Source organism: Nocardiopsis sp. LDBS1602, assembly GCF_035818715.1.
Lineage (GTDB): Bacteria > Actinomycetota > Actinomycetes > Streptosporangiales > Streptosporangiaceae > Nocardiopsis > Nocardiopsis alba.
The window spans coordinates 95,456-115,650 of the sequence record NZ_JAYLVW010000011.1; the positions used below are offsets into that span (position 1 = coordinate 95,456).

18 protein-coding genes are annotated in these 20,195 nt (G+C 70.4%); 16 read left to right on the top strand and 2 right to left on the bottom strand.

Annotation, left to right across the window (positions count from 1 at the left end; all coding sequences use genetic code 11):
* Nucleotides 1-31: 31 nt before the first annotated feature.
* Nucleotides 32-1,297, top strand: a complete 1,266-nt coding sequence (locus U9J66_RS23670; protein ID WP_326338792.1) for a heparan-alpha-glucosaminide N-acetyltransferase domain-containing protein — start codon at nucleotides 32-34, stop codon at nucleotides 1,295-1,297.
* 21 nt (nucleotides 1,298-1,318) lie between these two features.
* Here U9J66_RS23670 and U9J66_RS23675 read toward each other — a convergent pair whose 3' ends face one another.
* The gene (locus tag U9J66_RS23675; protein ID WP_014912451.1) at nucleotides 1,319-2,005 is read right to left on the bottom strand and encodes a hypothetical protein; all 687 of its coding nucleotides are present in this window, start codon (nucleotides 2,003-2,005) and stop codon (nucleotides 1,319-1,321) included.
* 342 nt (nucleotides 2,006-2,347) lie between these two features.
* Between U9J66_RS23675 and deoC the strand changes: the two genes are divergently transcribed.
* The 6 genes from deoC to U9J66_RS23705 all read left to right on the top strand — a co-directional run bounded on the left by deoC (nucleotide 2,348) and on the right by U9J66_RS23705 (nucleotide 9,178).
* Entirely contained in the window at nucleotides 2,348-3,295 is a 948-nt protein-coding gene (gene deoC, locus U9J66_RS23680; RefSeq protein ID WP_326338793.1) for a deoxyribose-phosphate aldolase, read from the top strand.
* Nucleotides 3,296-3,297: 2 nt separating this feature from the next.
* Nucleotides 3,298-4,728: an aldehyde dehydrogenase family protein gene (locus tag U9J66_RS23685; RefSeq protein ID WP_326338794.1), complete on the top strand. Its 1,431-nt coding sequence runs from the start codon at nucleotides 3,298-3,300 to the stop codon at nucleotides 4,726-4,728.
* Entirely contained in the window at nucleotides 4,721-5,692 is a 972-nt protein-coding gene (locus U9J66_RS23690; RefSeq protein ID WP_326338796.1) for an aldehyde dehydrogenase family protein, read from the top strand. Before U9J66_RS23685 ends, U9J66_RS23690 begins: the two co-directional genes overlap by 8 nt.
* Before the next feature lie 63 nt (nucleotides 5,693-5,755).
* On the top strand, nucleotides 5,756-6,400 hold the full coding sequence (locus U9J66_RS23695) for a GNAT family N-acetyltransferase (RefSeq protein WP_234305848.1): 645 nt from the start codon (nucleotides 5,756-5,758) through the stop codon (nucleotides 6,398-6,400).
* Nucleotides 6,401-6,612: 212 nt separating this feature from the next.
* Entirely contained in the window at nucleotides 6,613-7,410 is a 798-nt protein-coding gene (locus U9J66_RS23700) for a purine-nucleoside phosphorylase (protein WP_014911701.1), read from the top strand.
* A gap of 94 nt (nucleotides 7,411-7,504) precedes the next feature.
* The gene (locus U9J66_RS23705; protein ID WP_326338797.1) at nucleotides 7,505-9,178 is read left to right on the top strand and encodes a phospho-sugar mutase; all 1,674 of its coding nucleotides are present in this window, start codon (nucleotides 7,505-7,507) and stop codon (nucleotides 9,176-9,178) included.
* Nucleotides 9,179-9,188: 10 nt separating this feature from the next.
* Here U9J66_RS23705 and U9J66_RS23710 read toward each other — a convergent pair whose 3' ends face one another.
* Complete coding sequence (locus U9J66_RS23710) at nucleotides 9,189-9,683, bottom strand: Lrp/AsnC family transcriptional regulator (RefSeq protein ID WP_014911596.1); 495 nt, start codon at nucleotides 9,681-9,683, stop codon at nucleotides 9,189-9,191.
* A gap of 753 nt (nucleotides 9,684-10,436) precedes the next feature.
* Between U9J66_RS23710 and U9J66_RS23715 the strand changes: the two genes are divergently transcribed.
* The 9 genes from U9J66_RS23715 (at nucleotide 10,437) to U9J66_RS23755 (ending at nucleotide 20,150) form a co-directional block, all read left to right on the top strand.
* Nucleotides 10,437-11,474, top strand: a complete 1,038-nt coding sequence (locus U9J66_RS23715; RefSeq protein ID WP_017535058.1) for a thiamine pyrophosphate-dependent dehydrogenase E1 component subunit alpha — start codon at nucleotides 10,437-10,439, stop codon at nucleotides 11,472-11,474.
* Nucleotides 11,471-12,490: an alpha-ketoacid dehydrogenase subunit beta gene (locus tag U9J66_RS23720; RefSeq protein WP_042283678.1), complete on the top strand. Its 1,020-nt coding sequence runs from the start codon at nucleotides 11,471-11,473 to the stop codon at nucleotides 12,488-12,490. Before U9J66_RS23715 ends, U9J66_RS23720 begins: the two co-directional genes overlap by 4 nt.
* A 5-nt stretch (nucleotides 12,491-12,495) precedes the next feature.
* Nucleotides 12,496-12,837: a biotin/lipoyl-containing protein gene (locus U9J66_RS23725; RefSeq protein WP_042283681.1), complete on the top strand. Its 342-nt coding sequence runs from the start codon at nucleotides 12,496-12,498 to the stop codon at nucleotides 12,835-12,837.
* A 174-nt stretch (nucleotides 12,838-13,011) separates the two neighbouring features.
* Nucleotides 13,012-13,728 carry an alpha/beta fold hydrolase gene (locus U9J66_RS23730; protein ID WP_238543816.1) on the top strand — a complete coding sequence of 239 codons (717 nt, stop codon included), beginning with the start codon at nucleotides 13,012-13,014 and terminating at the stop codon, nucleotides 13,726-13,728.
* 327 nt (nucleotides 13,729-14,055) lie between these two features.
* Nucleotides 14,056-15,111, top strand: a complete 1,056-nt coding sequence (locus U9J66_RS23735) for a BMP family lipoprotein (RefSeq protein ID WP_014912805.1) — start codon at nucleotides 14,056-14,058, stop codon at nucleotides 15,109-15,111.
* 182 nt (nucleotides 15,112-15,293) lie between these two features.
* Nucleotides 15,294-16,895, top strand: a complete 1,602-nt coding sequence (locus U9J66_RS23740) for an ABC transporter ATP-binding protein (RefSeq protein WP_041561636.1) — start codon at nucleotides 15,294-15,296, stop codon at nucleotides 16,893-16,895.
* Nucleotides 16,892-18,475 (top strand): ABC transporter permease, encoded by a 1,584-nt coding sequence (locus tag U9J66_RS23745; RefSeq protein ID WP_014908801.1) that lies wholly within the window; start codon nucleotides 16,892-16,894, stop codon nucleotides 18,473-18,475. Before U9J66_RS23740 ends, U9J66_RS23745 begins: the two co-directional genes overlap by 4 nt.
* On the top strand, nucleotides 18,472-19,731 hold the full coding sequence (locus U9J66_RS23750) for an ABC transporter permease (protein WP_014911018.1): 1,260 nt from the start codon (nucleotides 18,472-18,474) through the stop codon (nucleotides 19,729-19,731). The genes U9J66_RS23745 and U9J66_RS23750 overlap by 4 nt, the downstream gene beginning before the upstream one ends.
* Nucleotides 19,710-20,150, top strand: coding sequence for a cytidine deaminase (locus U9J66_RS23755; RefSeq protein WP_326338799.1), 441 nt, complete (start codon nucleotides 19,710-19,712; stop codon nucleotides 20,148-20,150). The genes U9J66_RS23750 and U9J66_RS23755 overlap by 22 nt, the downstream gene beginning before the upstream one ends.
* Nucleotides 20,151-20,195 lie beyond the last annotated feature (45 nt).

Here is a 20,195-nt window from a genome sequence, read left to right on the forward strand (position 1 = left end):
GAATGTCCGGAACAGGCATAACCTGACGGATGTGGCACAGCATCAGTCAGGCGACACAGGCGCGCCCTCGGGAACGCCCTCCTCGGTCGCGCGCAGGATCGACGGTATCGACGCGGCCCGCGCCCTCGCGGTCTTCGGCATGTTCGCGGTCCACCTCGGGGTGGCCTCCCACGGTCTGCTCCCCGAGGAACAGGGGTGGGCGCTGCACGGGCTGGTCCGAGGCAACTCCTCGGCGCTCTTCGCCTTCCTGGCCGGTGTCTCGCTGGCCCTGATGACCGGACGCACCCGGCCGGTCGAGGGCGACGCCCTGCGCCGGGCCATCGTGCGGATCATGGCCCGCGCCGTGCTCATCGGGCTGCTCGGCGTGGTGCTGGACCTGTTCGCGGTCCCGATCGCCGTCATCCTCACCTACTACGCCGGGTTCTTCCTGCTGGCGCTGCCGTTCCTCCGGGCACGGGCGGCCGTGCTGTGGACCGCGGCGGGGACCCTGGCCCTGTGCGGCCCGGTGGCGTCCTTCCTACTGCGCCGCGACCTCGTCCCGACGGCGCCGCGCACGGGATCGCTCACCTCGCTCCCGGAGTTCCTCCTCACCGGCTACTACCCGGCCATCACCTTCATGACCTTCGTCCTGGCCGGGATGGCGGTGGGCCGCACCGATCTGACCGCCACCGCGGTCCGCGTGCGCATGGCGGTCGGTGGGGCCGTCGCCGCCGCGCTCGGCTACCTGGGGCCGTGGCTCCTGCTCGAGCGGATGGGCGGGATCGACCGGCTGACCGAGGCTCACAGCACCTTCCTCGCCGGGGCCCCGCTGGGTTCGATGGACGCCTGGACGGCGGAGCAGCTGCGGGAGAACACGCGCGACGCCATGCACAACGTCAGCGGGCAGGTGCCCACCGACAGCTGGTGGTGGCTGGCGGTGGGGACACCGCACACCGGTACGACCTTCGAGATCCTGGAGGCGGTGGGGCAGGCACTGGTGGTGTTGGTGGTGTGCATGCTGCTCGCCGAACGGCTGCCCCGCGCGATGTACCCGCTCACCTCGGTGGGGCGGATGCCGCTGACCGTCTACACCGGGCACATCCTGGTGCTGGCGATCCTGATCCCGTTCCAAACGGAGACCACCATGGGGGCCGGCGGCCCCTGGTACATGGAGTGGTTCGTGTTCGGATCGCTCCTCTTCGCCTCCCTATGGCGCTACGCGGTGGGACGGGGGCCGCTCGAACTCGGGCTGGCCCGCTGCGCCGACGCCGCGGTCACCGTGGTGGAGGAACGTCGACGGGAGAACGGCGCCCGCTAGAGTCTCGGGGCCTCAGGGACCTCAGGGGCGGTCGGGGCGTCGGATGTGCGCCGAGGTGCGGTCCTGGTGGGCGAGGGAGTCGGTGGTGGTGCGGGTGTTCTGCCGGATGAGGCGGCGGGCGTCGTCGGCGGCCGACCGGGCCACGGCGGGGCTGGCCACCGGGCGCTGCGACAGTTCGGTGTCCTGAGGCAGCCCGATGTCCATGGGGAGCCCGGCCTTGCCGATCACCCGGAGCTGGGCCTCCTCCTGGGACAGGGAGGGGCGGATGTCGCCGTCGGGCGTCTTCCACGCGCTCAGACGGTGCGAGAACCAGCGGCCGCCCTGATAGCGCTCGCCCTTCTCCCACACGCGACCGTCGGGCCGGTGGCCCAGGGCGTGCTCGACGTCGGCCAGGGTCCAACCGGCCGAGAAGAAGCGGGCGCACTCGGCCTTGAGGAAGGCGAAGTCCACTCCGCGCAGCGAGGTGTCCTCCCGACGCAGCCGTTCACAGGCGTCGTGCACGGCGTGCGGGGTGTGCCGGGGCCGGTGCAGCGGGTCGACCTCGGGCTTGCGCAGCAGGGAGTCGTCGACGGTCACGATCACCTCGCCCCGACGGTTGTCCCAGACGCTCACGTCCTCGCGGGCCCACCCCTGCGATTCGGCCAACGCGGTCGCCATCCTGCGCAGGTCGATCCCGTCGTCGTCACTGCTGATCCGAAACTCCGCCATGCCTCCACGATAACGGTCCGGTGCGACGTCCATCGAGGTCCAAGGGAGTGGTCCGGTCTAGACCAGAGAGGACACCGACCCTGTCGAAGTTCGTCGAAAAACCCCGTTTCCACCCCGATTCGAGGGTCTATTCGGAGGAAACCATGACAGAGATCCACCCCTCTCCTTGGAGGCTTCTCCAACCTTGGGGGATCGAACGTGCGGGGGCGCGCCGCCGAAGCGACCCGGGGTTATGGTGACCACCTGACGGCCGGAAACGGGGCCCGCACCCCGTACCGAGCCCGTACGGGCCGTCCCCCACCGGTCACCGGCGGACGGCCACACGAACCGACGAAGCTGTAGGTGCCCGTGCCACACACCGCGACCGTGCCCGAGGCGATCACCGACCACGCTCTCCGGGCCTACCTGCACGGCCTGCCGGGAGTCGACGAGGTCGGCGCCCGAGCCCGGGCCCAGGACCTGGCCACCAGGTCCATCAAGACGACCGCCAAGGCGGCCGCCATCGACCTGGCGATCTCCATGGTGGACCTGACCACGCTGGAAGGGGCCGACACCCCCGGCAAGGTCCGCTCCCTGTGCGTCAAGGCGGCGCTGCCCGATCCCGCCGACCGCACCGTGCCCAAGGTGGGCGCCGTGTGCGTCTACCCGGACATGGTCGCCGTCGCCGTCGAGGCGTTGCGCGGCACCGGGATCGGCGTGGCCTCGGTGGCCACCGCCTTCCCCGCCGGACGCGCCCCCATGGAGGTCAAGCTCGCCGACACCCGGCGCGCGGTCGCCGACGGGGCGGCCGAGATCGACATGGTCATCGACCGGGGCGCCTTCCTGTCCGGCCACTACCTGAAGGTCTACGAGGAGATCGCCGCGGTCAAGGAGGCCTGCGGCGACGCCCACCTGAAGGTCATCCTGGAGACCGGCGAACTGGTCACCTACGACAACGTGCGCCGCGCCTCCCACCTGGCGATGCGGGCGGGCGCCGACTTCATCAAGACCTCCACGGGCAAGGTGTCCCCGGCCGCCACCCTCCCGGTCACGCTCATCATGCTGGAGGCCGTGCGCGACTACCACGCCGCCACCGGCCGCCGGATCGGCGTCAAGCCCGCCGGAGGCATCCGCACCACCAAGGACGCCATCCGCAACCTGGTCCTGGTCAACGAGACCGCCGGACCGGAATGGCTCACCCCGGACCTGTTCCGGATCGGTGCCTCCAGTCTGCTCAACGACCTGCTCATGCAGCGGACCAGGCTGTCCACCGGCACCTACCCGGGCCCCGACCACTACACGCAGGACTAGCCGTGATCTTCGAGTACGCGCCCGCACCGGAGTCCCGCTCCGTCGTCCACCTGCGCGAGACCTACGACCTGTTCATCGACGGCGAGTTCACCCCGGCCCTGAGCGGTGAGCACCTCACCAGTCTCAACCCGGCCGACGAGGAGACGCTCGCCCGGGTGGCCGTGGCCGGAGAGGCCGACGTCGACCGCGCCGTCGTCGCCGCCCGCCGCGCCCAGGAGAACGTCTGGGGCCGCATGAGCGGCGCGGAGCGGGGCAAGTACCTGTTCCGCATCGCCCGAATCATCCAGGAACGCTCGCGCGAGCTGGCCGTCCTGGAGAGCATGGACAACGGCAAGCCCATCAAGGAGACGCGCGACGTCGACCTGCCGCTGGTCGCCGCGCACTTCTTCTACCACGCGGGTTGGGCCGACAAGCTCGCCCACGCGGGCTTCGGCCCCGACCCCCGCCCGCTCGGCGTGGCCGCCCAGATCATCCCGTGGAACTTCCCGCTGCTCATGCTGGCGTGGAAGGTCGCCCCGGCCCTGGCCACCGGCAACACCGTCGTCCTCAAACCGGCCGAGACCACCCCGCTCACCGCGCTGGTCTTCGCCGAGATCTGCCAGGAGGCCGACCTGCCCCCGGGCGTGGTCAACATCCTGACCGGCGCGGGGGAGACCGGCCGGGCCCTGGTCGACCACCCGGGCACCGACAAGATCGCCTTCACCGGCTCCACCGAGGTGGGCCGGGGCATCGCCCGCGCGGTGGCCGGCACCGACAAACGTCTCACCCTGGAACTGGGCGGCAAGGGCGCCAACATCGTCTACGACGACGCCGCACTCGACCAGGCCGTGGAGGGTGTGGTCTCCGGCATCTTCTTCAACCAGGGACACGTGTGCTGCGCCGGTTCACGGCTGCTGCTCCAGGAGTCCATCGCCGAGGAGTTCCTGCCCCGTCTCAAGGAGCGCGTGGCCAAACTGCGCCTGGGCGATCCGCTGGACAAGAACACCGACATCGGCGCGATCAACTCCGCCGCCCAGCTGGAACGGATCCGCGAGCTCACCGACACCGCCGACGAGGAGGGCGTGGAGCGCTGGTCTCCCGAGTGCGCGCTCCCCGAGTCCGGTTACTGGTTCGCGCCCACCGTCCTCACCGGGGTCGGCCAGGCCCACCGGGTGGCCCGCGAGGAGATCTTCGGCCCCGTGCTGTCGGTACTGACCTTCCGGACCCCCGAGGAGGCCGTCACCAAGGCGAACAACACCCCCTACGGGCTCTCCGCCGGCGTGTGGACCGAGAAGGGCTCGCGCATGCTCTGGACCGCCGAACGGCTGCGCGCCGGGGTGATCTGGTCCAACACGTTCAACAAGTTCGACCCGACCAGCCCCTTCGGCGGCTACAAGGAGTCGGGATACGGCCGCGAGGGCGGGCGACATGGTTTGGAGGCCTACCTTGGCTGAGCGGCGCGACGGCGACAAGAGGAAGAACGAGGGCGCGGCCGACGGCGGCGCCACCGAGACCCGGACGACCGTGACGAAGGCCGAGATTCCGGCCCGACTCGCGGTCCGCAAGACCTACAAGCTCTATCTGGGCGGGGCCTTTCCCCGCTCGGAGTCGGGTAGGAGCCACCCCGTGACCTCAGCGGACGGCGCACACCTGGCCAACGCCTCGCTCGCCTCGCGCAAGGACGCGCGCGACGCGGTGGTCGCGGCCCGTAAGGCCTTCGGCGGCTGGTCCGGTCGGACCGCCTACAACCGCGGCCAGATCCTCTACCGGATCGCCGAGGTGCTGGAGGGCCGGCACGCCCAGTTCGCGGACCAGCTGGTCGCCGCCCTGGGGGTCTCCCGGGCCGAGGCCGACCGGTACGTGTCGGCGGCCGTGGACCGCTGGGTCCACTACGCCGGCTGGACGGACAAGTTCGCCCAGGTCATCGGGGGATCGAACCCGGTCTCGGGTCCCTACTACAACCATTCGACCCCCGAGCCCACCGGCGTCGTCGTGGTGTTCGCGCCCCAGGGCGCCCCGCTGCTCGGGCTGACCTCGGTGCTCGCCCCGGTCATCGCCACCGGCAACACCGCCGTGGTGGTCTCCTCCGAGAGCGCGCCCTTGGCCTCCATCGACCTGGCCGAGGTGCTCGCCACCTCCGACGTGCCCGGCGGCGTGGTCAACGTGCTCACCGGCAAGGTGGGCGAGATCGGTCCGCACCTGGCCTCGCACGCCGACGTCGACGCCCTGGACCTGACCGGGGCCGGCGAGTCGGCCGTCGACTTCGAGAGGGCGGCGGCGGCCACCCTCACCCGGGTACTGCGCCCCGGCCCCGAGGCCGACGGGGGAGAGGACGCCTGGCTCGACACCGACCCCGGCACCTCCCGGTTGACCCCTTTCCTGGAGACCAAGACGGTCTGGCATCCGGTCGGAATGTAAGACTGACGGTCCGGCCCGTCCCTCCCGGGGCGGGTCCGGTCCGACAGCCGAGTGGAGGACGACGTGCCGCCGAAGACCCCCGAACAGGCCGACACCCCCGCGACCACCGCGACCGAACACAGGAACGTTCCCGGGCTGCGCCTGGTGCGCCTGGACCGCAGGACCCCCGAGGTCGACACGCTGCGCGAGATCGTCACGCGTCAGCGGGTCGCCCCCGAACAGCGCAGGTTCGTCGACGAGGCGATGCACACCCTGCCCCGCGCCGACGCCGTACCCGACCTCTTCCCCTACGCGGTCGTGCTCACCGGGGCCGACCTGTCCGACCGTGCCCAGGCCCTGGACGCCTGCGCCGGTTTCGGCATCATCGACCGGGTCGGCGTGCTGCGCGACCTGGTGGACGAGCCGGAGCGGGCGGTCCTGCTGCGCGCCTTCTACCTGTCCCCCGAACACCAGGGGCACGGGATCGGCAGGACCGCCTGCTCGGCCCCGCTGCTCGACCTGCTCGTCTCCCAGATCGTTCCCGAGGCCGAACACATCGTCCTGTGCGTCAACGACGGCAACGAGGCCGGCGAACGCGCCTACCGGGCGGCCGGCTTCACCCCCACGGGCCGTCGCCACGACGCCGGTGACCACGGCATGCAGAGCGTCTTCTCCCGGCCGGTCGACACCGGCTACCACCCCGTCCCCCGACTTCCGGAACCACGATGACCCTCGTACCGGAGGCGGCGGTGCCCGTACGCGCCCATGACGTCACGCCACAATGGCGGGACCGGGGGCCGGCCCGACCTCGTGCCGACGTCCCTGTCGGACCCCCTGGACGTGGAGGCCGCGCCCTACGCCCGGGACGTGAGGTCGCGTCCCCCTGAAGACCACCATCAGCACCCCGCCGCCCGCGCGGCACCGATGAAGGAGAACCCGTAGTGACTCTCACGCCCCAGGCCACCGCCGAGCAGGCCGCGAACGAGCTGCGCGAACGTACCGGTGTGGACGGATACGACGTGGCCCTGGTGATGGGCTCGGGCTGGGCCCCCGCCGCCGACCTGCTCGGAGACTCCGGTGAGGAGTTCGCCTCCGCCGAACTGACCGGCTTCCTGCCCCCGGCCGTCGACGGTCACAGCGGCACCATCCGCTCCATCACCGACGGCGACCGGCACATCCTCGCCTTCCTGGGCCGCACCCACCTGTACGAGGGGCACGGGACCGACGCCGTCGTCCACGGCGTCCGCACCGCCGTCGCCGCGGGCGCCGGGACCATCGTCCTCACCAACGCCGCGGGCGGGATCGCCCCCGGCTACTCGGTCGGTTCGCCGGTGCTCATCGCCGACCACATCAACATGACCGCGCTGTCCCCGCTGAGCGGGGCGTCCTTCGTGGACCTCTCCGAGACCTACAGCGCCGAGCTGCGCGCCATCGCCCGCAAGGTCGACCCGGACCTGGCCGAGGGCGTCTACGCGGCCATGCCCGGCCCGCACTTCGAGACCCCCGCCGAGATCCGGATGCTGCGCGCGTTGGGCGCCGATCTGGTCGGCATGTCCACGGTCCTGGAGGCCATCGCCGCCCGTGCGGCCGGGGCCCGGGTCCTGGGGATGTCCCTGGTCACCAACATCGCGGCGGGGCTGGAGGGGGCCAACCTCGACCACGAGGAGGTCCTGGCCACCGGCCGTGACTCGGCCGAGACCGTCGGCCGTCTGCTGGCCGACATCGTCGGCCGGATCTGACCCGACCCCGCACCGACGCCCCTCTCCCGTCCGGGGCCCGTACCGCCCCGGACCTCCCCCCACGAGGGCGATCCCTCGACCGAAAGGCGATCCGATGACCGATACCGAACTCCTCACCCGTGCCCGGGACTGGCTCGACCAGGACCCCGACCCCGTCACCCGGGACGAACTGGCCGACCTGCTCGGCCGGGCCGAGGCGGGCGAGCGGGCCGCGGCGACCGACCTCGCCGACCGGTTCGCGGCCGGGCTGGAGTTCGGTACGGCCGGGCTGCGCGGTGCCCTGGGTGCGGGCCCCGGGCGGATGAACCGGGTCGTGGTCATGCGGGCCGCCGCCGGGATCGCGGCCTGGCTCGGAGACGGCGGCCGGCACGTGGTGATCGGTCACGACGCCCGGCACCGTTCGGCGGACTTCGCCCGGGACAGCGCCGCCGTCATCACCGGGGCGGGCCACCGGGTGACCCTGTTGGAAGGGCCCCTGCCGACCCCGGTGCTGGCCTACACGCTGCGGGAACGGGGCGCGGACGCCGGGATCATGGTGACCGCCAGCCACAATCCGCCCCAGGACAACGGCTACAAGGTGTACGTGGGCGGCGAGGGCGACGACGCGGGCGCGCAGATCGTCTCCCCGGTGGACGCGGAGATCTCCGCCCTCATCGACGCGGTCGGCCCGGTCGGCGACCTGCCGTTGGGCGAGGGGTGGACGGTCCTGGGCCGTGAGGCGGTCGACCGCTACCTGAACGCCGTCACCGCTCTGCCCTTGGGGGAGGACCGTGACCTGTCCGTCGCCTACACGCCCCTGCACGGTGTGGGCGGCCGCGTGCTCCTGGAGGCCTTCGAAAGGGCCGGGTTCCCCCGTCCCGCCGTGGTGGCCGAACAGTTCGAGCCCGACCCCGACTTCCCCACGGTCGACTTCCCCAACCCCGAGGAGCCCGGGGCGATGGACCTGGCCCTCGCGCTGGGCGAGGCCGAGGGCGTCGACCTGGTCATCGCGAACGACCCCGACGCCGACCGTCTGGCCCTGGCGGTCCCGGGGCACGGGATGCTCACCGGCGACGAGGTGGGCGGGCTCCTCGCCGAGTACGTGCTCGACCGGACCGAGGGCCCCGATCGGGTCGTGGCCACCTCCATCGTCTCCTCCAGCCTGCTCGGCGAGATCGCGCGGGACCGGGGGGCGCGTTACGAGGAGACGTTGACCGGCTTCAAGTGGCTGGCCCGCGCGGGCGGGCCGGGGGAGCGTCGGGTGTTCGCCTACGAGGAGGCGCTGGGGTACTGCGTCGGAGGCGACGAGGGGCGCCCGGTCGCCGACAAGGACGGGATCTCCGCCGCGCTGATGGCCGCCTCGCTGGCCGCGACCGCGAAACGTCGGGGGCTGACCCTGGTCGATCTGTTGGACGACCAGGCGCGCCGCCACGGCCTGCACCTGAGCGATCAGCTCTCGGTGCGGGTGTCCGATCCGGCCGTGATCGCCGCGACGATGCGGCGGGTGCGCGTCGAGCCGCCCACCGCGTTCGGTCCTCTGAGGGTGGCGAGGACCGTCGACTTCGCCGAGGGGCACGAGGGTCTGCCCTCGACCGATGCCGTGCGTTTCGAACTGGAGGGCACGGTGCGGGGGAGGGTGACCCTGCGCCCCTCGGGGACCGAACCCAAACTGAAGGCCTATATCGAGGTCGTGTCGGGGGTCGACGGGGACGTCGCGGACGTCCGTGCGCGCGGCTCGAAGATCCTGTCCGAGCTGAAGGCGGAGATCGCCGTCCTGGTGGGCGGGTGACCCGGAGGGTTCATTCCTCCTCGTCCGTCGGTTCCACGACGGGTCGATGGACCACCTCGTCGATCACGGTGAGCGTCTGAGTGGACGTCACCCCTGGCAGGGCCTGGAGCCGGGTGAGGATCAGGTCGCGGAGCTGGTTGGTGTTGGCGACCCTGACCAGCAGGACGATGTCGGCCGAACCGACCACGTACCAGCAGTACTCGATCTCCGGGTAGGAGGAGAGGATCTCCCGGTTGGCCCGCCAATCGGGCTGGCTACCGGAGATGAGGACGAGCGCGGTGACGCCCAGCCCCATCTTGGCGTGGTCGGTCACCACGGAGTAGCCGCGGATGACGCCGTCGTCGGTGAGTCGCTTGATCCGGTTGTAGGCCGTGGCCCGGGAGACGTTGGCCAGTGAGGCGATCTCCGTGATGCCGGTTCGCGCGTCCTTGGCGAGCGCGCTCAGAATGGTCTGGTCGGTGGTGTCCGGCCGCCGGCCGTTCCTGCGCTGTTCGCCCATGGCCATGTCGGGTGCTCCTCAGGTGTTCTTGTCATGGTGCTCGGTCCTTTGTCTCCGTCTTTGGCGGAGAACCGAGGAAATGCCAGGTAAACGTCGTTCTCGTCCATGGAGATCTCAGTCGGCGAGATGGGATGCGCACGCTCGGGCTGTTGTGGGTCGGAGGGGGATGGGGGGGTCGGGGGATTTGCGCGCGGTCGCCTCTCGTGCGAACCGCCCGGCGGGATGGCGGTGGAGTCCGACTGTACTCATGGTTGACGCGCGGAGTGGCTCGAGAGTTTCCCCGAGCGGGCGGGGTCTAGGCCGAAGTGTCATGAATCAGGAGGAAATTACCCTTCGTTCGGCTATTTCGATCGCATTCGTTGCTTCTGTGTGTACCTATGACGACTCCTGTGGGTCGGGGGTACGAAGGTACGCGTTCCGACGACGGTCGCGTACCCCCCGTGTTCGGATCGCAACGCCTCGCCGTGCTCGGTGGAGGTCGCGGAAAACGATGGCGCGGCGCACCGTCGAGAGGGTAGAGATGGTGGGGTCGGTGGTGGTTCGTGGTGTTCAGCGTGTTGTGTCGTTTTCCTCCGTTCTGAGGGTTGAATCCTAGACGATCACGAACCGAGAGTCTCGTGTCGTTCCCGATCATCTCGACTGTTCGGTGATATCTAGCGAAAACGTCCAGACATCCGGACAATCAAGGCAAGACCGTGACCACCTCGAGCCCCGGCGGCGCTCCACGCGTACCCAGGGCCACGTTGGGAGCCGCTCGACATGCCATCCCCAGAGTCGACGGGCCGGGGCGCCATCACCGTGGAGCACCTGTCGCCCGAACTGACCCGCGGGCTCTACCGCGACATGCGCACCGCGCGCGACCTGGACACCGAGGCGATCGCCCTCCAGCGCCAGGGCGTCTTCCCCGCCTACGTCTCCGTACGGGGCCAGGAGGCCGCGCAGGTCGGCGGCGTCTCCGCGCTCGATCCCGCACGCGACTTCGTCTTCCCCACCTACCGCGAGATGGCCTCGGCCCTGGCCTACGGCGTCGAGATGGTCGGCTACATGTCCACCCACCGGGCCCTGTGGCACGGCGGCCTCTACGACGTGATGGAGTCCCGCTTCGGCGCGGTCAACGCCGTCGTCGGCGGACCCGTGCCGCACGCGGTGGGCTGGGCGATCGGCGAGAGCCTGCGCGGCGGCGACGGCGTGGCGATGGCCTACTTCGGCGACGGCGCCAGCTCCGAGGGCGACGTCCACGAGGCCATGAACTTCGCGGGCGTCTTCGGCGCACCCGTCATCTTCTTCTGCCAGAACAACCAGTGGGCGCTGTCGGTGCCCAACCACCGGCAGGTCGCGGGCGGCTCCATCGCCGCGCGCGCCGAGGGGTACGGCCTCCCCGGGGTCCTCGTCGACGGCAACGACGTCGGTGCCGTCCACACCGCCACCGCCCAGGCGGTCGAGCGGGCCCGCGAGGGCGGCGGCCCCACCGTCATCGAAGCCCTCACCTACCGGGTCGAGCCGCACTCCACCTCCGACGATCCGGGCCGCTACCGGGACGAGGCCGAGGCCGACCGGTGGCGTCGACGCGACCCCCTCGACCTGCTGCGCGCGGCCATGATCGAGGCCGGCCACGCCGACGAGGCCCACCTCGACCGGGTGGACGCCGAGGCCGCCGCCCGCGCCGAGCGGATCCGCGACGGTGTGGCCACGGCCCCCGAGCCCCACGGCTCGGAGCTGTTCACCCACGTGTTCCGTGAGTCCACCGAAGAACTGTCCCGCCAGCGCCGTACCTGGCAGGAGGAGGTCGAGCTGTGACCGAGCTGATCGAGAGGGCCGAACCGGCGCCCGAGACCGAGACGGTCGAACTGTCCATGCAGCAGGCCATCAACCGGGCCCTGCGCACCCTGCTCGCCGAGGACCCCCGGGTCCTGCTCTTCGGTGAGGACGTCGGCGCCCTCGGCGGGGTCTTCCGCGTCTCCGACGGCCTCCAGAAGGAGTTCGGCGACCAGCGCGTCTTCGACACCCCCCTGGCCGAGTCCGCCATCATGGGCATGGCGGTCGGGCTGGCGATGAACGGCTGGCGTCCCGTCCCGGAGCTCCAGTTCGACGGCTTCGCCTATCCGGCCATCGACCAGATCGTGAACCAGGTGGCGCGCATGAACTATCGCACCCGCGGCGCCGCCCCCATGCCCATCACCCTGCGTCTGCCCTCCTTCGGCGGCATCCAGGCCCCCGAACACCACGGGGAGAGCCTGGAGGCGCTCTTCGCGCACACCCCGGGCCTGAAGGTCGTGGCGCCCTCCGACCCGGGCGAGGCCTACAGTCTGCTGCTCCAGTCGGTGCGCTCGGACGACCCGGTCGTGTACATGGAGCCCAAGGCCCGCTACTGGGACCGTCGTCCGGTCCGCCTGAGCGAGCCGACCGACCCCATCGGCACCTCGCGTGTCGTGCGTCCGGGCCGGCACGCCACCCTCGTCGCCTGGGGCGCCATGGTGCACCGCTGCCTCCAGGTGGCCGAACTGGCCGCGGAGGACGGCGTCGAGCTGGAGGTGCTGGACCTGCGCTGGCTCAAGCCGATCGACGCCGCCGGACTGGCGGCCTCGGTCGCGCGCACCAAGCGCGCCGTGGTCGTCCACGAGGCGCCGCTCACGGCCGGGCTCGGAGCGGAGGTCTCCTCCCTGATCACCGAACAGTGCTTCCGCGACCTGGCAGCGCCGGTCCAGCGCGTCACCGGATTCGACGTGCCCTACCCGGCCGGCCCCTTGGAGCACCAGTACCTGCCGACGATCGACCGCGTCCTGTTCGCGGTCCAGCGAACCCTGGAGTACTAGCCGACATGGCAGAAGAGAACATCACCTTCTCCCTTCCCGACCTCGGCGAGGGGCTGGTCGAGGCGACCGTCCTGGAGTGGCAGGTCGAGGTCGGGGACCGGATCGGCCGCAACGACCCGCTGGTGGAGGTGGAGACCACCAAGTCGGCCGTGGTCATCCCCTCGCCCGAGAGCGGGGTCGTGGCGGGCCTGCACGCCGAGGAGGAGCAGGTCGTCCCGGTGGGCGCCCCTCTGGTGACCTTCACGGTCGAGAGGAAGGACGGACCGCAGGCCGGGATCGTCGGTCGCGTTCCGACGGAGGAGGCCGCGCCCCGCAGGCGGGTGCGTCTGAAGCCCCCGACGGATTGATCGGATCATCCCTCCACGGAGGTCCATTCGGATGTCGACACGAACGAAAAGGCCCGGAGAGTCGATTCGTTCATAGGAACATCTGAATGGGCCTCCGTCCCTTTTCTCAGTGAGTTCGAACCCGTGAAAGGCACGGAGATATTCATGACGACGAATCCTGTCGGAGACGTGACGATGAGTTATGTGGATTTGCTTCCGGAGGCCCCAGGAGAGGCCGTTCCGGTCCTTCTCCTGCACGGTTTCGGAAGCGACTTCCAGATGAATTGGGGGTCCACCGGCTGGGTGCGTGATCTGGAGGCCGTGGGACGCCGTGTCATCGGCCCGGATCTGCGCGGCCACGGTGCCAGTGACAAACCCACCGAAAGCGCGTTCTACCTCCCCGAACACTTCGTCTCCGACCTGGTGGACCTGCTCGATCGGCTCGGTCTGGAGCGTGTCGACGTCGTCGGCTACTCGATGGGCTCCCGCCTGGCCTGGGAGCTCGCGCTCACCGCCCCCGAGCGGGTGCGCCGGCTGGTCCTCGGCGGTTTCGGCCCGGACAACGCCCTGGCCGGGGTCGAGGAGGGGGTCCCGGGTGAGGGCGACACCCCCTTCGACCAGGTCTATCGAACGGTCGTCGGGCTCCCGGGCAACGACGCCGACGCCCTGGCCGCCTGCGCCCTCGGTCAGGCGGCCCGACCCTTCACCCCCGAACCCCGTCCCGAGGGTGTTCCGATCCTGTTCGCGGCGGGTGCGAAGGACCCCGTGGCGGCGGGTGTGGAGGGGTTGGCCGAGGCCATCGGCGCGACCTTCGTCGAGGTGCCCAAGAGGGACCACGTCAACGCCGTCTCCTCCCGGGCGTTCCGCCGGGCCGTGATCGACTTTCTGGAGGTCGACGCGGACGAGGCCTGAAGTGGGTCAGTCCGGTCTAGACCGGTAGGGCGTCACCGGGGCCTCGTGACCAGGGGTGAAGGGGTCCGCACCATCGGTGCCGGACCCGTGTTCCTCCAGGGAAGAGGGGGTGAAAAAACAGAGAATAGGAAGACGGTTGACCGGCTCCGGTGTGTTCTTGGTAACTTCCGGGTAAGGCCCCATGTCACTTGGCTCTCGCCTTTATAACAACTCCGTCCGATGGTGCGGTGTACTTTCGGCCACGAGATATCGTCCGGCAGCAGAACTCAGGCCGGTTCCGCTGCGGAATGCGGCAGTGCTGAGAGGGCGAAGGGGAGAGTTACCCAAGTGAAGCGCAGTAACGCGGCCAAGTTCGCCGCCGTCGCAGCGGCGAGCATGCTGGCACTCACCGCGTGTGACAACGCGGCCGACGACGGGTCCGGCGACGGCTCCGGTGACGGAGACGCCGCCTCCGAGCTGAAGGTGGGACTGGCCTACGACGTCGGCGGGCGCGGTGACCGTTCCTTCAACGACTCCGCCTTCCGCGGGCTGGAGCAGGCCGCCGAGGAGCTCGGCGTCCAGACGCAGGACTTCGAGCCCGCCGACGGCGAGCCGGACTCCGCCAAGGAGGAGCGTCTGACGACGATGGCCGAGGAGGGCTACGACGTCATCATCGCCGTCGGGTTCGCCTACGACGGCGCCATCCAGTCGGTCGCCCCCGAGTACCCGGAGGTCGACTTCGCGATCGTCGACTCCGAGGTCGAAGGCATCGACAACGTCACCAGCCTGGTGTTCGCCGAGGAGCAGGCCTCCTTCCTGGCCGGTGCCGCCGCGGCGCTGACCACCGAGGAGGACCACGTCGGCTTCATCGGTGGTGTCGAGACCCCGTTGATCCACAAGTTCGAAGCCGGTTTCGTGGCCGGGGCCGAGCACGTCAACGAGGACATCAACGTCGAGATCGACTACCTGAGCCAGCCGCCGGACATGAGCGGCTTCAGCGACCCGGCCCGTGGCCGCGAGGTCGCCCAGGCCCAGTACGACCGCGGCGCCGACGTCATCTACCACGCCGCCGGCGCCTCCGGCAACGGTGTCCTGGAGTCCGCGGTCTCCAACGACTTCACCTTCATCGGCGTCGACAGCGACCAGTACGTCAACGCCGAGGACGCCCAGAAGCCGCACGTGCTGACCTCCGCCATCAAGCAGGTCGACGTCTCGGTCTTCGAGCTCATCAGCGCGGCCGCCGAGGGCGACGTCGAGGGCGGCATCCAGCGCTTCGACCTCAGCGACGGCGGTGTCGACTACACCACCTCCAACGAGGAGTCCATCGAGCCGATCCAGGAGGAGCTGGACGCGCTCAAGGAGCAGATCGTGGCCGGTGAGATCGAGGTTCCCACCCAGCCGTAACGGCTGCCGAGCCCACCGCGGGAGCCGGGCCCGCGAGGTGACCCGAGGGTCACGAGGAACGGAGCCGAAGGGGCACACCACCCCTTCGGCTCCGCCCGGTAGCCGCACCGCGACGAAGGCGTCCGGTCGTGGCCCTGTCAAGGCCCGCCACGCCCCGCCGCAAGTTCCCATAGAGGAGTCTGATGAGCAGCACGCCATCGGGCGGCGGGTCGAACGGACCCGCCGCCGTTGAGCTGCGCGGGATCACCAAGCGTTTTCCCGGCGTCGTGGCCAACCACGACATCGACATCACCGTGGCCCCCGGCACCGTGCACGCCATCGTCGGCGAGAACGGGGCGGGCAAGTCCACGCTGATGAAGACCCTGTACGGCATGCACCGGCCGGACGAGGGACAGATCCGAGTCAAGGGCGTGGAGGTGCGCTTCCACTCGCCCTCCGACGCCATCAAGCACGGCATCGGCATGGTGCACCAGCACTTCATGCTGGCCGACAACCTCACCGTCCTGGAGAACGTGGTCCTGGGGGCCGAACGCCGGCACGGCATCGGCAACAAGGCCCGTGAACGGATCAGGAGCCTGTCCGCCCAGTACGGGCTGGGCGTGGACCCCGACCGCCTGATGGAGGACCTGGGCGTCGGCGACCGCCAGCGGGTGGAGATCCTCAAGGTCCTGTACCGGGGCGCCGAGACCATCATCCTGGACGAGCCCACCGCCGTGCTGGTCCCGCAGGAGGTCGACGAGCTCTTCGACAACCTGCGCGAACTCAAGCGCGAGGGCCTCACGGTCATCTTCATCTCGCACAAGCTCGACGAGGTCCTGTCGGTCGCCGACGACATCACCGTCATCCGACGCGGCACCACCGTCGCCACCGCCGACCCGCGCACCACCACCGCGCGGGAACTGGCGACCCTGATGGTCGGCGGCGAACTGCCCGTCCCCGAGCTGCGCGAGTCCACCGTCACCGACCACGTGGTCCTGTCCCTGGACGGGATCACCGTGCTGTCGGCCGAGGGCCGGCCCGTCGTCGACGACGTCTCCGTGAACATCCGGCGGGGCGAGATCGTCGGCATCGCCGGTGTCGAGGGCAACGGCCAGTCCGAGCTCATCGAGGCGATCATGGGCATGCGCCGCCTCTCCTCGGGGCGGATCCTCCTGGAGGAGGAGGACATCACCACCTGGTCCACCCTGCGCATCCGCGAGGCCGGGGTCGGCTACATCCCCGAGGACCGGCACCGCCACGGCGTGCTGCTGGAGTCGCCGCTGTGGGAGAACCGCATCCTGGGTCACCAGACCAAGGCGCCCAGCGTGCGCGGCCCCTGGATCGACAGGGCGGGGGCCCGCGAGGACTCCGAGCGCATCGTCGCCGAGTACGACGTCCGCACCCCCGGCATCGACGTCATCGCCGACGCGCTCTCGGGCGGTAACCAGCAGAAGTTCATCATCGGCCGGGAGATGAGCGGGGAACCGCGCTTCCTGGTCGCCGCCCACCCCACCCGAGGCGTGGACGTGGGCGCCCAGTCCTCCATCTGGGAACAGCTCCGCGAGGCCCGGGCCGAGGGCCTGGCCGTGCTGCTGATCTCCGCGGACCTGGACGAGCTGATCGGCATGTCCGACACGCTCCACGTCATCCTGCGCGGACGCCTGGTCGCCGAGGCCGACCCCGCCACCGTCACCCCCGAACAGCTCGGCTCGGCCATGACCGGCGCCGGCCTGTGCGGCGATGAGGAAAGTGAGACCGGTGCGAACGATGGCACCGACAAGGAAGAGAACGAGGGCGGATCATGAGTAGGACCTCCCGCCCCGGCGCGACCCTGCCCGGTCCCGCCGTCGTGGTGATCGCGATCCTCCTGGGCGCCGGTGTCACCGCCGGGCTCGATCTGGCGCTGCTGTGGTGGGCCGCGTTGATCATCGGTGTGGTCGCGGCCTTCGCCTTCGTGTTCTGGACCGCCTCCGGTCGGACCGACGACGGCGATCCGGGCGACGACGTCGACGAGAAGAACACGACCCTGCACAAGACCCTCGTGCTCCCGACCGCCCTGGTGCTGTCGGTGCTCGGCGGACTGCTCGCGGCCTGGGCGCTGGACCTCCAGCTCCAGGAGTGGGCGGCCGCCCTGCTGGGCGGCGCCATCGGCGCGGGACTCGCCTTCCTGCTGATCCACCGGCTCTCGGCCATGCTGGCGCTGTCCTTCGCCGCCGTGTTCGCGGCCGGGATCATCGCCACCGCCGTCACCGCCGCCGTGCTGTTCTTCAGCGGCATCGCGCCCCTGACCACCTTCGAGCGGATGCTCGAATACGGCACCCGGCCCAACAGCATGGTGCAGATCATCAACGACAGCACCACCTACTACCTGGCCGCCGTGGCCGTGGCGATCGGCTTCAAGATGAAGCTGTTCAACATCGGCGTGGACGGCCAGTACCGACTGGCGGCCCTCCTGGCCGCCGCGGTCGGCGGACACCTGGTGCTGCCCCCGGTGATCAGCCAGTTCGTCGTCATCGTCACGGCGGTCGCCGTCGGTGGAGTGTGGGCGGGCATCGCCGGTTACCTCAAGGTCGCCCGAGGGGTGTCCGAGGTGATCGCGACGATCATGCTCAACTCGATCGCCACCGGTATCACCGCCTACCTGCTGACCGAGGGCCGTCTCGCGGTCGAGATCAGCACCAACAACATCGGTACCCCGCCGATCCCCGAGTCCGGCTGGGTCCCCGGCATCCCGGCGACCTTCCTGGGCTCGGAGCGCGAGATCTTCGGTCTGGTCTTCCTCGCCGTCGCCGTGGGCATCGGCTACTGGGTGATGCTCAACCGCACCCGGTTCGGCTTCGAACTGCGCGCCACCGGTCAATCCAAGACGGCGGCCGAGGCCAGCGGCGTCGACGTCAAGAAGATGATCTTCCTGTCCATGCTGTTCTCCGGCATGGTCGCCGGGCTCGTGGGCCTGCCCCAGCTTCTGGGCAGCTCCCACTACTACGCCCTGGACTTCCCGACCGGTATCGGCTTCATCGGTATCGCGATCGCCCTGCTGGGGCGCAACCACCCGGTCGGCATCGTCTTCGCCTCCCTGTTCTGGGCCTTCCTGAACCAGGCGGCGGGCATCCTGCCCTTCGACGGCATCCCCCAGGAGATCGCGGTCATCGCACAGGCCACCATCGTCCTCACGGTCGTCGTGGTCTACGAGGTCGTCCACCGCTGGGGCCGTCGCCACCAGCAGCAACAGGTCGGTCGACAGCTCGGTCGCACGACCGAGACCACTCCGGAGCCCGCGACCGTGTCCCACGGCGCCGGCCCGGAGCACGGTTCCGCCGAGGGGACCGAGGGCGGCGACGGCGCCCACGGCACCGACGGCGAGCGCGGCGGGGAGGCGAAGTGAGTCAGGAACTCAACGTGATGGAGCCGGTGGCCGGAAGGTCCCGGCCCAAGGGGTGGGGGCGCTGGCGTCTCCTCACCCTGCTGATGGCGGTCCTGGTGTCCCTCGCGGGGCTGCGGGTCATCACCGGCCAGGACATGCTGACCGACGCGGGCACCGTCCGCACCACGCTGACCTTCGCGGTCCCGATCGGCCTGGCCGCGCTCGGCGGTCTGTGGGCCGAACGCGCCGGCATCATCAACATCGGTCTCGAAGGCATGATGATCTTCGGGACCTGGTTCGGCGCCTACTTCGCGTGGAGCTTCGACAACCCCTGGATCGGTCTGCTGGCCGGCACCCTGGGAGGGATGTTCGGCGGCCTCATGCACGCGGTGGCCACGGTGACCTTCGCCGTGGACCACATCGTGTCCGGTGTGGCGATCAACATCCTCGCCCTGGGCGCCATGCGCTACCTGTCGATCCTCGTCTACGCCGACATCCCCGGCGCCGGCGCGGCCCAGTCCCCGCCCGCGCCCTCGTTCCCCACCCTGAACGTGCCGTGGCTGCCCGAGGCGCTCACCCCGGTCGCGCAGAGCGGGATCTTCCTGGTCAGCGACATCGCCGCGCTGATCATCGGCCTCACCACCCGGATGTCGGCGCTGACGCTCATCGCGGTCCTGATGATCCCGCTCAGCTACCTGGTGCTGTGGAAGACCACCTTCGGTCTGCGACTGCGTTCGGTGGGCGAGAACCCCGACGCCGCCGAGTCCCTCGGTGTTCCGGTGTACACGCTCAAGTACGTCGCGGTGCTCATCTCCGGTGGTCTGGCCGGCATGGGCGGCGTCTTCCTCGCGATCGTCGCCTCGCAGATCTACCAGGAGGGGCAGACCGGCGGCCGCGGCTACATCGGTCTGGCCGCGATGATCTTCGGTAACTGGCGTCCGGGCGGTCTGGCCATGGGCGCGGGCCTGTTCGGCTACACCGACGCCCTCCAGGTACGTGGTGGCGGCGCCGCGATCCACGCGCTGCTGCTGCTCCTGGCCGTGGTACTGCTGGTGGTGGCCGTGTGGCAGGTGCGCAAGGACCGCAAGGGTCTGGCCGTGGCCGGTACGCTCGCCGCGATCGTGCTGCTGTTCTGGTACTTCACCACCGACTCCCTGCCGCGCGAGCTGGCCACCTACAGCCCGCACATCGCCACCCTGCTGGTGCTGTCGCTGGCCTCGCAACGGCTGCGGGCACCCGCGGGCGTCGGTAGGCAATGGAGGGCGAGCCGCTCATGACCGAACACGAGAAGGGCGCCGAGGGCACGGCCCCGGACGTCGACTGGGAGGCGCTCCGCGCGGCCGCCCGGGAGGCGATGGGCCGCGCCTACGCCCCCTACTCCCGCTACCCGGTGGGCGCCGCCGCCCTGGTCGACGACGGCCGGGTGGTGAGCGGCTGCAACGTGGAGAACGCCTCCTACGGTGTGGGCCTGTGCGCCGAGTGCGGTCTGGTCAGCGCGCTGCACGCCACCGGCGGCGGACGTCTGGTCGCCTTCGCCTGCGTGGACGGGCGGGGCTCCGCCCTGATGCCGTGCGGGCGATGTCGACAACTGCTGTACGAACACGGCGGGCCCGAACTGCTCGTGGACACGCCCGAGGGGATCCTCCCCATGGACCGGGTCCTGCCGCAGGCCTTCGGACCGCACAACCTCACATAGTCACCCCATCGGCGTCTCCCCGGCCCACCGCGGCCGGGGAGACGC

Bases quoted from the DNA above. Each gene is read 5' to 3' on its own strand.
- U9J66_RS23675 (WP_014912451.1), bottom strand. From the start codon at position 2,005: ATGGCGGAGTTTCGGATCAGCAGTGACGACGACGGGATCGACCTGCGC.
- U9J66_RS23705 (WP_326338797.1), top strand. From the start codon at position 7,505: ATGACCGATACCGAACTCCTCACCCGTGCCCGGGACTGGCTCGACCAG.
- U9J66_RS23710 (WP_014911596.1), bottom strand. From the start codon at position 9,683: ATGGCCATGGGCGAACAGCGCAGGAACGGCCGGCGGCCGGACACCACC.
- U9J66_RS23715 (WP_017535058.1), top strand. From the start codon at position 10,437: ATGCCATCCCCAGAGTCGACGGGCCGGGGCGCCATCACCGTGGAGCAC.
- U9J66_RS23725 (WP_042283681.1), top strand. From the start codon at position 12,496: ATGGCAGAAGAGAACATCACCTTCTCCCTTCCCGACCTCGGCGAGGGG.
- U9J66_RS23730 (WP_238543816.1), top strand. From the start codon at position 13,012: ATGAGTTATGTGGATTTGCTTCCGGAGGCCCCAGGAGAGGCCGTTCCG.
- U9J66_RS23740 (WP_041561636.1), top strand. From the start codon at position 15,294: ATGAGCAGCACGCCATCGGGCGGCGGGTCGAACGGACCCGCCGCCGTT.
- U9J66_RS23745 (WP_014908801.1), top strand. From the start codon at position 16,892: ATGAGTAGGACCTCCCGCCCCGGCGCGACCCTGCCCGGTCCCGCCGTC.
- U9J66_RS23755 (WP_326338799.1), top strand. From the start codon at position 19,710: ATGGAGGGCGAGCCGCTCATGACCGAACACGAGAAGGGCGCCGAGGGC.